This window comes from Psychrobacter aquimaris, assembly GCF_016107525.1.
Classification (GTDB): Bacteria; Pseudomonadota; Gammaproteobacteria; order Pseudomonadales; family Moraxellaceae; genus Psychrobacter; species Psychrobacter aquimaris.
In genome coordinates, this window is the sequence record NZ_JABASR010000011.1 from 115843 (window position 1) to 127362 (window position 11520).

8 protein-coding genes are annotated in these 11520 nt (G+C 43.6%); 2 read left to right on the forward strand and 6 right to left on the reverse strand.

The genetic code is table 11. From position 1 onward, the window contains the following. Positions 1-171 precede the first annotated feature (171 nt). Positions 172-444 carry an HU family DNA-binding protein gene (locus JFC10_RS10950; protein ID WP_045445077.1) on the forward strand — a complete coding sequence of 91 codons (273 nt, stop codon included), beginning with the start codon at positions 172-174 and terminating at the stop codon, positions 442-444. Positions 445-829: 385 nt separating this feature from the next. Continuing rightward, on the forward strand, positions 830-2704 hold the full coding sequence (locus JFC10_RS10955; protein ID WP_198332835.1) for a SurA N-terminal domain-containing protein: 1875 nt from the start codon (positions 830-832) through the stop codon (positions 2702-2704). 203 nt (positions 2705-2907) lie between these two features. On the opposite strand, the gene purH is transcribed toward JFC10_RS10955, so the two are convergent. The 6 genes from purH to mrcB form a co-directional block, all read right to left on the reverse strand. Beyond that, positions 2908-4488: a bifunctional phosphoribosylaminoimidazolecarboxamide formyltransferase/IMP cyclohydrolase gene (gene purH, locus JFC10_RS10960; RefSeq protein ID WP_198332836.1), complete on the reverse strand. Its 1581-nt coding sequence runs from the start codon at positions 4486-4488 to the stop codon at positions 2908-2910. A gap of 153 nt (positions 4489-4641) precedes the next feature. Continuing rightward, positions 4642-5001, reverse strand: coding sequence for a helix-turn-helix domain-containing protein (locus JFC10_RS15130; RefSeq protein ID WP_193012956.1), 360 nt, complete (start codon positions 4999-5001; stop codon positions 4642-4644). A 263-nt stretch (positions 5002-5264) separates the two neighbouring features. Next, positions 5265-6557, reverse strand: a complete 1293-nt coding sequence (locus JFC10_RS10970; protein WP_198332837.1) for a DUF3426 domain-containing protein — start codon at positions 6555-6557, stop codon at positions 5265-5267. A gap of 183 nt (positions 6558-6740) precedes the next feature. Continuing rightward, complete coding sequence (prmA, locus tag JFC10_RS10975) at positions 6741-7667, reverse strand: 50S ribosomal protein L11 methyltransferase (protein WP_198332838.1); 927 nt, start codon at positions 7665-7667, stop codon at positions 6741-6743. Between the two features lie 123 nt (positions 7668-7790). After that, the gene (locus JFC10_RS10980; RefSeq protein ID WP_227685823.1) at positions 7791-8609 is read right to left on the reverse strand and encodes a tetratricopeptide repeat protein; all 819 of its coding nucleotides are present in this window, start codon (positions 8607-8609) and stop codon (positions 7791-7793) included. A 35-nt stretch (positions 8610-8644) separates the two neighbouring features. After that, positions 8645-11152: a penicillin-binding protein 1B gene (gene mrcB / locus JFC10_RS10985; RefSeq protein WP_198332840.1), complete on the reverse strand. Its 2508-nt coding sequence runs from the start codon at positions 11150-11152 to the stop codon at positions 8645-8647. Between the last annotated feature and the right edge of the window lie 368 nt (positions 11153-11520).

Sequence of the window (11520 nt, forward strand, 5' to 3'; positions counted from 1 at the left end):
AAAAATATGTAAAATCGCTTGCGCTCCTTATGCTGCCTTGATATAAAGACGATAACAAAGCGAAACCTGTTAATACGCCAGTCAGGCAGTTTTTATTGCTTAAATGCTATGAGAGCGTTACAATGCTTGGCGTGAGCGTTTATTATCCCCCTTAAACTTGAAGGAAATTTTATGAATAAGTCAGAATTAATTGATAGCATCGCAGACAAAAGTGGCCTAAACAAAACCCAAGCTGGCGATGCATTGAATGCTGTTATGGAAAGTGTTGGTGAAGCGCTAGAAGCTGGCGATAGCATCTCATTGGTTGGTTTTGGTACTTTCAGCGTAAAAGACCGTAAAGCACGTACTGGCCGTAACCCTAAGACGGGTGAAGAGCTTAGCATTCCAGCAAGCAAAGTACCAAGCTTTAAAGCAGGTAAAAACTTAAAAGAGCGCTTAAACTAAGCCGTTCTTTTAAAAGTAGACGCTGTATAACGACGTAATATACGAATGAATACGGCATTTACTAATAGTAAAGCATAATATGGTTTATAGCATGGCTAATAAGTCATGGTATGAATCATAAAAAAGCACCTAGATATTAGGTGCTTTTTTTATCGCTATAGTTTGTATCATACCACGTGAATATTTTGAGTCTGCATCAAAAATCACGTATCATAGGGCGCGCGATAGATGCGTTGTTCAAATAAGGCTGTTTTACTCAGTCTTGTTGTTCTATATCAAATTCACACGTTCTTATTCTTACCATTGCCTGCTTAGATAGCGTTGATATTAATAGTAATATTACAATGGTTTTTCATCAATATAGGTTTATAAAGCAGAGATAACTATGGATAAATTGCGCGATTTCTTAAAAAGCTGGCCAGGTCGCATTTTATTGATTTTATGCCTATCGCCGCTCGCTCTATTGGGTGTCGAAAGCTATTTTGGAGGCGGGGTCGATCCCAACCAAATCGCTCAGGTGGGTGAAGCAAGCGTAGGGTTGTCCGAGTATCAGACTGCCGTAAATAACCGTCGTACTGAAATACTAGAACAAGTTGATGATGCCAGTCTATTGAATGAAGATGTGTTGCACGAGCAAGTGCTCAAAGGTCTCATTGATCGTACGCTATTGGAGCAGCAAGCAGGCAAGCTTGGTATGACAGTTTCTGACGACACGATTAATCGTTTATTGCGTCAAGAAGAAATTTTTAAGGACGCAGAAGGTAATTTCTCTAACGAGCAATTCTCAAACTTTTTGCGCCAGCGTGGTATGACGAAAGATCAGCTATTTTCTGAGTTCCGTAATCAGTTAAGCCTTGATCAGCTCAATGCCAGTATCGTTGGCACGGCAGTATATCCAATGCAAGCGGTCAGTCAATTGATTGACTTACAACTTGAGTCGCGCAATATCTGGCTGCATCGATTTAATTGGCAAGACTATGCAGATCAGGTCAAGTTAAGCAAAAGCGATATACAAGCCTATTATGATGCCAATAAAGACACACTAAAAAGTGCGGCGATGGTAGATTTGGCATATTTGCAATTAAGTCCTAAAACCATTCAGGTGAATGAGGTTACGGACGAGGATTTGCAGCAGCAATATGAAGCCTACAAGCAAGGGCTAGCTGTCGTCGATGAGCGTAAAATCAGTCAAATTCTCTTGACGGGTAAAGACGCAAAGGCAAGAGCGGCTAAAATCAAAGCTCGCTTGGATAAAGGTGAGTCTTTTGCGGCATTGGCTAAAGCCGAGTCAGATGATCCATCAGGAGCAACAGGCGGCGATATTGGTACCTTTAACCCCTCTGTGTTTGGTAATGATGCCGCAGCGGTTGAGAAGGCTTTAGAAGGCTTGAGTGTTGGTGATGTAACAGCACCTATCAAGACCAGCTTTGGCTATCAGATATTTACCGTAACCGAAGACAATGGTAGCAAAGTACCAAGTCTAGAAAGTATGCGTGCAGAGTTGACGGCAAAAGCCAAGGAATATAAGCGTCAAGAAATCTATGCAGATAAAGTGACGGCGATTAATGACTTGGCAGCAGATGGCTTTAGCATTGAAGATATTGCTCAGCAAGAGAACGTAACGTTAAAACGTATCAAAGATTACCGTAAAGAAAACAACAAGTCGGAGCTATCACAACCAGCAGTGATTAAGCAGGCTTTTGATGAGTTTACGATTCAAGATCAGGCAGTGACCGCAGGTATTGAAGTTGGTAACGGGACGGTATGGGTGCAGCCAAGTAACTATCGCCCTACTAAAACGCTTAGCTTATCTGCTGCTACGCCAAGAATCACTCAGATATTACGCCAAGAAAAAGCCACGGAATTGGCGCTAAAAGAGGCTAAGAAATTAGCCGCTGGTATTAAGACGCCCGCTGATATCAATAAACAGCCAGTACGTTTCCAATCATTAGGTGAAGTAAATCGCCAAACCACGCTACTGACAGAGAAAGAACGTGGATTGGCCTTTAGTCAGCAAGCGGCTAATAATGGTGTCGTTGCTATTGCGAGTGAGACTGAGATGGGTGCGACCTTGTTGGTCGGTGATCGTATTAAAACAGAACAACAGTCACCATTGTCTGATATGCAAAGAGTACAAACGGCTGCCATCATTCGTGATAACTTGGGGCAAGATCAGCTACAAGATTACTTGGATTATCTACGCTTAGTGTATAAAGTTGAAATTAATGACGCCAATATCGCGAACGCGCAAGGGCGTTAGACATAAAGGTGTCAAAGGAAGTATGAGGCACTTGTTTAGTCATTCTTTCTAAATAATCCTATCAAATCTTAAGCATAAAAAAGCCACTGTTTACAGTGGCTTTTTTTAATGAGTATTATTTTTATCATCAAAATTTAGCATTAATAGCGATACGATATTTATTGCTGCTATTAATGCCAATATTTTAAGTAATACGGGACAATTTAATGGCGGAAATGACGCATACCAGTGAATACCATCGCGATACCATGCTCATTTGCCGCAGCGATGGTTTCATCATCACGCATAGAACCACCTGGCTGGATAATAGCAGCAATACCAACTTGGGCAGCGTTATCGATGCCATCACGGAACGGGAAGAAGGCGTCTGATGCCATAACAGCACCTTCAGTAGCCAATCCAGCATGCTCAGCCTTGATAGCGGCGATACGAGCTGAGTTGACACGGCTCATTTGACCAGCACCAACACCAATAGTACGCTGACCTTTGGCATAAACAATTGCATTAGATTTGACGTATTTTGCTACATTCCAGCTGAACAATAGATCCGCGATTTGTGCTTCTGTTGGTTGTACATCAGTGACAATCTTTAAGTCATTGGCCGTAATCAAACCAAGATCTTGCTCTTGTACTAAAAGGCCACCGTTGACGCGCTTGTAGTCAAGCTGGCTATCGCGTTGATCTGGCGCTGGCAGTTCGCCGCACACCAATACACGTACATTTTTCTTAGCAGCTGTCGCTTCAAGTACACCATCTTCGATGCTTGGTGCAATAATAACTTCTACAAACTGATTGTCGATAATGGCTTTAGCTGCCGCTAAGGTCAATGGGCGGTTAAAGGCAATGATGCCGCCAAAAGAAGATTCAGGGTCAGTACTAAAGGCGGTGTTATAAGCGGTTACTTGATCGTTATCGACAGCGACACCGCAAGGGTTGGCATGCTTAACGATAACGCAAGCAGGTGCACTGAAGGCTTTCACGCACTCAAGGGCAGCATCAGTATCGGCGATATTGTTATAAGACAGTGCTTTACCTTGTAGTTGCTTAGCAGTTGATATAGAGGCCTGTTGGCTTTTTAGCGGATGGTTTTCGGTATAAAAAGCGGCGTTTTGATGTGGGTTTTCGCCGTAGCGTAGATCCTGTGCTTTTTCGAGTTGCACATTAAAGGTACGTGAGAAATTCTCAGGCTGCTGGCTTTCATTTACACGGCTACCTAAGAAGTTGGCAATCATCCCGTCGTACTGTGCCGTATGCTCAAAAGCCTTAACTGCTAAGTCATAGCGCAAAGCGGGTGTCAGCTCGGTGCCATCACCTAAAGCGGCAAGTATGCGCTCATAATCTGTTGGATCGGTCACGATACCCACATGGGCATGGTTTTTCGCTGCAGAACGCACCATCGTAGGACCACCGATGTCGATGTTTTCGATAGCATCGTGCATGGTGACATCCGCACGAGCAATAGTTTCAGCGAACGGATATAAATTCACGACAACCAAATCAATACGGTCAATTGCATGCTCACTCATTACGGCATCATCAGTACCACGGCGTCCTAAGATGCCACCATGTATTTTAGGATGTAGCGTTTTGACACGGCCATCCATCATCTCAGGGAAACCCGTATAATCTGATACTTCGGTCACAGCGACATTGTTTTCTGTGAGTAAACGATAAGTACCGCCAGTAGACAGTAAGCCAAAGCCTGATTTAATAAGGCCTTGGGCAAACTCAACGATATTAGATTTATCAGAGACTGACAATAGAGCAAGTGGGGTTGTACTCATAAGAAAATTTCCATAAAAAAAGCCTGACGTAAACGTCTGGCAAGGTGACAATGACAATTGTTGCAGACAATATCATGGTGGATAGCGTCAATAACATTAAATTGCCATACGTAATGATTGGTAATAAAGACAGAGAATTGCATATAGCAGATGCTACATTAAGTCATAAGTTTTGAGTTTTTTGCGTAAAGTGCCGCGATTCAGACCCAAGATTTGCGCACACTTGGTTTGATTGCCTCGAGTTTTTTCAAGGACAACCGATAATAGCGGCTCTTCGACTTGTTTTAAAATAAGCTCATATAAGTCGGTCGGCATCTCATCGCCTAGCATCGCAAAATACTGTCGGACCACACGCTCCACATGTACGTGAAGTGGTTCATGCCGGTGGCTCGCATAGCTGTCTAATGAGGAGTCAACATGGTGAGTCGGCTGATGGTCGGCTGTACTATAATCGGCAGGATGCTCAGAGCTTGTAGCAAAATGATTGGCATTATGCTGTGCATGAGGAGCCATAAGATAATGTCCTTGGGATTGGGGATAATCAAACCATAAGATATCAGCGTATTATATCAAATTAATATCGTTTAGCGCTGACAGATTAACGCTATATTAGCGGCAGTATGACTAGGGCGTGTTTTCAATCCAGTCGATGAATATCTAAATGGGCTAAAAACGCCTAAATCTACTGAATTTTTTACGTCCTCGCGTTTTTCTTGCGACTGAAGTTTTGGAGATGACGTTATTTATAGATAGCGGTTTCGTTAATAATTGCCCATTCAATACAGAGGACTTATAGTCACTTCTCGAATTTGTCTATTGGCAACAGGTACTGTAAACAGTATGTTTCGACTACTGTCAGCCGCTAATTGGCTTTGTTTGCTTAATAGGTAGTCAGCTGGCGTGGCAATGAATTCTCCAATCAAATCATTTGCGCCGTATACGCTGACTTTAACATTCGGATACAGCTGCGCTTTGGCACTTTGATTGCTTAATGTGGCACTCACGTCGCTAGACTTCCCATCCATCTTAATCTTACTGGGTTTATGATTGAGGTTGGTAATCGTGAATGCTGTTAGATCGGCACTAGGTAAACTACAGGCAGCGACCGTACATACTGCTTGTAGACGCTCTGCATGAATTGGGTTTTTTACCAAAGTTTCTAAGTTAAAAATGACGTATTGAGCAAAAAGTAGCAGTGCTAATACTAAGCATCCGAGTGTCCATAATAAGGATGCGATAGAACGTCTCTGCGGCGTAGGTGTAAACTTTGCTTGTGCTTTTCTGACACGTTCTTCAGAGGTTGACGCTTCATCTTTAAGTGGTACACCCATATCGAGCAACAGTTGTGACAAATCGGTCTCATCTTGTTGTGGTTCTTCGCTTTTATTTTGTTCTTTGAGAAGTTTTTCGAGCCAAGAATTGTCCGCAGTATCATCCACATTGGCATGAATATCATTAGCTGCTGCTGAACTGAGTGCCATCTGTGCTGATGCGGAGTTTTCTATTGTAGCACCAGATGACTTCATTGCTGATGAAGGATTATTTTTATCTATTTTCTTAGAGAGGTTATTTGATGATTGATTGTCTGCTGTAGAATTATAACTGCTGTTATTTATATTGCTGGCTTGAGTCAGCCAAGCATCCATACTATCTAGAGAATCGTACTCTAAAATGCTTTCCTCTGGCTCATCGGTATCCATATCATCATAGATTAGTCCATCATGAATCAAATCATCATCAATTAAAGTATCAGATGAAACGTTTTTTGAATGTGGATGGGTGAAGGATGACTTAGAAGCGCCTGCTGCACCTTGATTTTTATTACGATTGTCAGCGGTCTGCGCAGAATGCCCACTTGGATCGGCTGTCGCATTGGTATCAGTCGTTGTATTTTCTTGAATAGCAGAAGTATTGATAGCATCGGCAGTCACGATAAGATGCTTATTAACCAAAAAACTCTGTTGGCATTGATCACAGCTAACGGTGGCATTTACTTTATTCAACTGTGTTTGTTGTACTTTAAAGCAAGCTTGGCAATGAGGGCACTGAGTTTTTATTGGCGTGGTCATAGGGTCGAATCCAAAAAAGTATGGTTATCAATACCGCTTAGCCACTCGCTAATAGTTGCCTATAGTGTTAATACTGCCGTTTATGGCAGCTTTAAATGTCCATGAATCATGAGCAAGGACAGAGTGGCGTCAAACACATAACATTTGACTGCCCTCTATCGTAACAGATGTAATTAAATGTTGCTAGCCTGTAAATGTACCAGATAAACGCTGCCAATGTTGGTCTTCTTGCGCTGTAAAAGCATGCTTTGCATCAAGTGCAAAATAAGGTTGATAAGCCGCCGTTACTTGTTCGGTTTGCGACTCTATTAGACCCGCCAATACAATGCGACCTTTTGGTGCGATTAAGGTAGAGAAATAAGGCGCTAAACCAATGAGCGGCTTGGCTAAAATGTTTGCAACGATTACATCTACAGGTAACACATCGTTTTGTGAGCAGTAGTCAGTAAATTCTTCTGGTAAGAAGGCTTGTAGACGATCTCCAACGTGATTGCGTGCTGCATTTTGATTGGTTGCCAGCACCGCTTGCGGATCGATATCGACGGCATAAACGTGGCGTGCACCCAATAACAAAGCGGCAATGCCCAAAATACCTGAACCGCAACCATAATCAATCACCACTTTGTCTTTTAGATCTTGTTCTGTTAACCAGTCAAGACATAAACGGGTAGTGGCATGATAGCCTGTGCCAAACGCTAGGCCAGGGTCCATAATGATATTGGTCGCCTCAGGATTGGGCGGCGTCAGCCAGTTAGGTACAATCCATAAATTATTGGCACATTCGATAGGATGGTAATTGCTCATCCATTCGCGCTCCCAATCTTTATCATCGACAGCCGTGAGCCAGATACGGGTGGCTTGCACTTGTGCTGCGATTTCATGACTGAGCTGCTCGACCGCCTGACGACTGCCAGCATCGGTGGTCGCATCAAATAGCCCTGTTAAGATAACCTCATCCCATAGCGGTGATTCACCAGGTAATGGCTCAAATAAAGGCTGGTCACCTGCGTCGTCTAAGGCGATTGATAATGCACCTGCTTCTAGGAGCAGTGCCTCAGCCAAATCGACGTTTGCTTTTTCACATTGTAAATGCAGTTGTTGCCATGCCATAACGATAACCTTAATTAAGAATAAATGTATATTTTGGATAAGTGATGTGTCTGTAAAATATAAAAAGTGAATAGGCTACAAAGTTATGAACTTGGTATCTATTCACTTTGATATGTCTTGATATTAGCGTAAGGCTTGCTTCGCTTCACTGATGACGCGAGCGTTGCCTTGGGTTTGTCCTGATTGCAAAATAATCTGCCACAGCGCGCGGCGACGACTGGTATCTTGAGAAACACTCAGACCACGGCGTGCCATGGCTTCTGCCTTGCGCGGCTGGTTCTTTTTTAATGCTACTTGCGCCAAATAAAAGTACACCGCAGAAGATTTAGGTGCTAGGCGCTGTGCACGGGTAAAGCTGTTTTCAGCATTGGTCAGTTTACCAGCTTTTAGTTGACTGATACCCGCTTGCATCAAATTGCGAAACGCTGGCAGGTCGCTATTGCTAGTGGCAGCTTTCTGTGTCCGTTGCTGCGAGTTTTTTCTTGCCTGTTCTAGCAATTCATTATGTGACGGTGCTGATGGCTCAGAGATGATATAGTCATCAGGCGAAGGAATGATAATAACGGCATCAGGTTGGGTCAACACAGGGTTAGATGGTGTGAATACAGGCGTCTCTCGAGTCAACGGATTTGTTAATTCGGTTGGTTCAGAGGAATCATAAGGTTCAATGGGATAGTCGCCTTCTTCCTCTGTTCTGACAATAGGCGCTTGCGTCACAGTCGCTATGGGGGCATTGGATTTTTGCGATGATGGGAGCGTTTGAGTCGGTATGGTTTTCATCGCGGTAGATGCAGTAGGCGCAGTCTGACAAGCGCTCAAACTCAACATGCCAGCTAGAGCACTGACTGCCAGCATCGTGTTAGCTGTATTGGCTGGCTTGACGTTTATAGACCGCGTTATGACGGCTGACCTAGCTGGTACAGTTTGCTTGAGAGATAACATTATATTGAGACCTTTTTTAAGTTTCACAAATAATTTTAGAACCATTCAACAGCGCGATCATACCAAGTATCGGCACGACTTTCTGCATCATTACCATTTGACCCACCACTGTTTTCTTGGCTGTCACTATCAACAGCTTCGCCATTTGGAATCTCTAAACCTTCACGGCGGCGCTGCTGATTGATAGTGCCTTGCTGGTTTTGCCATTGTATCTGTTCGCGAGCACGATCTTGTTGATATAAGCCGATGGCGCAACTGCTGGCTTCTTCTGGTAAATGCGCCGACAAGACAGGCAGATAGCGTGCATCCGCACAGCGCTCATTAGATAGCTTGCCTGAGTTGTTTTCGAGCCACAACCATTCGATACCTTCAGGCTCTGGTAGTGCTACAGGCGTCAGCTTCAAGCGATTCATATAGTCAACCCAAACTGGCAATGCACCAGTACCGCCGCTCAAACCAATTGGCTTGTTATCATCACGTCCAACCCAAACCACACTGACATAGTTGCCACTGTAGCCTGCAAACCAAGCATCGCGGTAATCATTTGTGGTACCTGTTTTGCCAGCAAGATTTAGATTGCTACCAAGTGATTGCACGCGTTTGGCAGTACCGTTTTTGACCACATCTTGTAAAGCATAGTTAATTAAGAAGTTGGTCTCAGGCGGAATGCTACGCTGAGTATTAAGTCCAGTACGTTGTAAAATACGGCCACGATCATCAATGACGGTGCGAATACTATGGATAGGAGTACGGAAGCCACCAGTTGCAAAGACTTGATAGACACCAAGCATATCCATCGGGCTAAGATTGACAGAGCCTAACAATGCTGATGGATAGGGTGGTATTTTTTCTTTAATACCCATGCGCTGTAACTGCTTGGCAAAGGTATCGACTCCAAACTCCATACCTAAGCGTACCGCTGCTTGGTTATAAGATTTTGACAAAGCGGTGGTAAATGGCACATAACCATGATCACGTTTGTCATAGTTTTTAGGGTTCCATTTGGTGCCATCGCTTAGATTCACGGTAATCGGTGAGTCATCGACTGAGCTTGCGAGGTTATAGCGTCCACTTTCAAGCGCTGTCATATAAATGATAGGCTTCAATAACGAACCTACTTGGCGCTTGGCATCGACCGCGCGGTTAAAGCCAGTAAATTCACTGCCACTACCCACCACAGAGACCAGCTCACCAGTCTCAGGATTGGCACTCACTAGAGCACCTTGCAAGTCTTTAGTTTTGCTACTATTACGACGCAGCTCACCCAATTTTCTATCAACCGCTTTGTCTGCGGCTAATTGTGCAATAGGGTCTAAAGTACTGATAATGATAAGACCTTCATTTTTGAGGTCATCAGAATAGTACACGGTATTAAGTTCACGCTTGACGATATCCAAAAAGTCAGGGAATTGACTTTTGCCTTCGACAGGTTTGTCCACGACACCAAGTGGCTGCTTTAGCGCTTTCTCATAGTCTTCTTGACTGAGTGAGCCAACGGCTAGCATGTTGCCCAGCACGACGTCACGGCGCGCTTTTGAATCGTTTGGATGGCGACGTGGGTTATAGATACTCGGGCCTTTTGCCATACCGACTAGTAGGGCTTGCTGATCCAAGCGCAGCTCATTCAGTGGCTTATCAAAGTAAAACTGTGATGCCAAGCCAAAACCATTAATAGAGCGGTTGCCGTTTTGACCCAAATAAATCTCGTTGAGGTACGTTTGTAGAATTTCATCTTTGCTATAATGTAGCTCGAGCAATACCGCCATTAACGCTTCGTTGGCTTTGCGCTTCAGCGTACGGTCTGAGTTGAGATAGAAGTTTTTAATCAGCTGCTGAGTGATGGTTGAGCCACCTTGTCTAGAGCCGCCAGAGAAATTGTTCAGTACGGCGCGTGCAATGCCTCGTATAGAGACGCCTTTGTGCTCATAAAACGCGCGGTCTTCTGTGGCTATTAACGCATCAATGAGTGGTTGTGGCACTTCATCTAACGAGACGACCAAACGATCTTCATTACTGTCAGGATAAATGCCACCGATATTCACCGGCTCTAAGCGAATGATGCCGCTTTTGGCAGGTAAAGTACTTTGTACGGACTCAATCTTATTACCAGCAATGGTCATTTTTATGACTTGCTCTTTATCCACATCGTTGGCGCTATAAGTAAAACCGCGAGTATGAATAAAGTAGGTATTACCTGATCTATGATAGGTTCCTGTGCGATCATAAGCTTTGTTGCTTTGATAGTTAAGCAACTCCAGCCATGTCTTCATCGTATCTTTATCGACACTCGCGCCTTGATACAATTCAAGCGGCTGCGAATACACTTTGGCAGGAATGTCCCAGCGCTTACCCTCGAACTTATGGGTAATGGTGCGATCAAGTTTGATTAAATATAGTGCCAAGAGCACCATGCCAGCAATAATGACAATTAAGATAAGACTACTAAATACCAACCCACGCTGCTGTGAAGGTAGCGTGTGGTTAACAGATTTAGAGGGCTGTGTTAACTTGGTATTTGGTAACTTGGAATTGGATGTTTGCACTGATGTCGCACCATTTTGGGATAAAAAACTGCCTCATAATGACGCAAATTGACAAATTTTTCAATCTATCATCGTCAACGCAGGCATTCATTGATTGTAAGCGGTGAGTAGTTATGCTCTTCACAGCACTTGCTTATAGTATAATCTCTGTTAAAACACAGCCAGTGGTACTAAAGCATTAAAAGCTTTCGATTGGCAGTATAAGTGTCATATCAGTTTCATGTCATATAGTCATTCACGATAGCAGTTTAGCAATGCGCCAACGATGTGTTTTTTATGAATTAACCGCTGCCGTTATTGTTTTGTTTTTTGCGAGCCGTGCTGAGAGTTATTTAAAATAGCTGTTTTAGATAGGTGTTCTGCATAGG

Bases quoted from the DNA above. Each gene is read 5' to 3' on its own strand.
- JFC10_RS10950 (WP_045445077.1), top strand. From the start codon at position 172: ATGAATAAGTCAGAATTAATTGATAGCATCGCAGACAAAAGTGGCCTA.
- JFC10_RS10955 (WP_198332835.1), top strand. From the start codon at position 830: ATGGATAAATTGCGCGATTTCTTAAAAAGCTGGCCAGGTCGCATTTTA.
- purH (WP_198332836.1), bottom strand. From the start codon at position 4,488: ATGAGTACAACCCCACTTGCTCTATTGTCAGTCTCTGATAAATCTAAT.
- JFC10_RS15130 (WP_193012956.1), bottom strand. From the start codon at position 5,001: ATGGCTCCTCATGCACAGCATAATGCCAATCATTTTGCTACAAGCTCT.
- JFC10_RS10970 (WP_198332837.1), bottom strand. From the start codon at position 6,557: ATGACCACGCCAATAAAAACTCAGTGCCCTCATTGCCAAGCTTGCTTT.
- prmA (WP_198332838.1), bottom strand. From the start codon at position 7,667: ATGGCATGGCAACAACTGCATTTACAATGTGAAAAAGCAAACGTCGAT.
- JFC10_RS10980 (WP_227685823.1), bottom strand. From the start codon at position 8,609: ATGTTATCTCTCAAGCAAACTGTACCAGCTAGGTCAGCCGTCATAACG.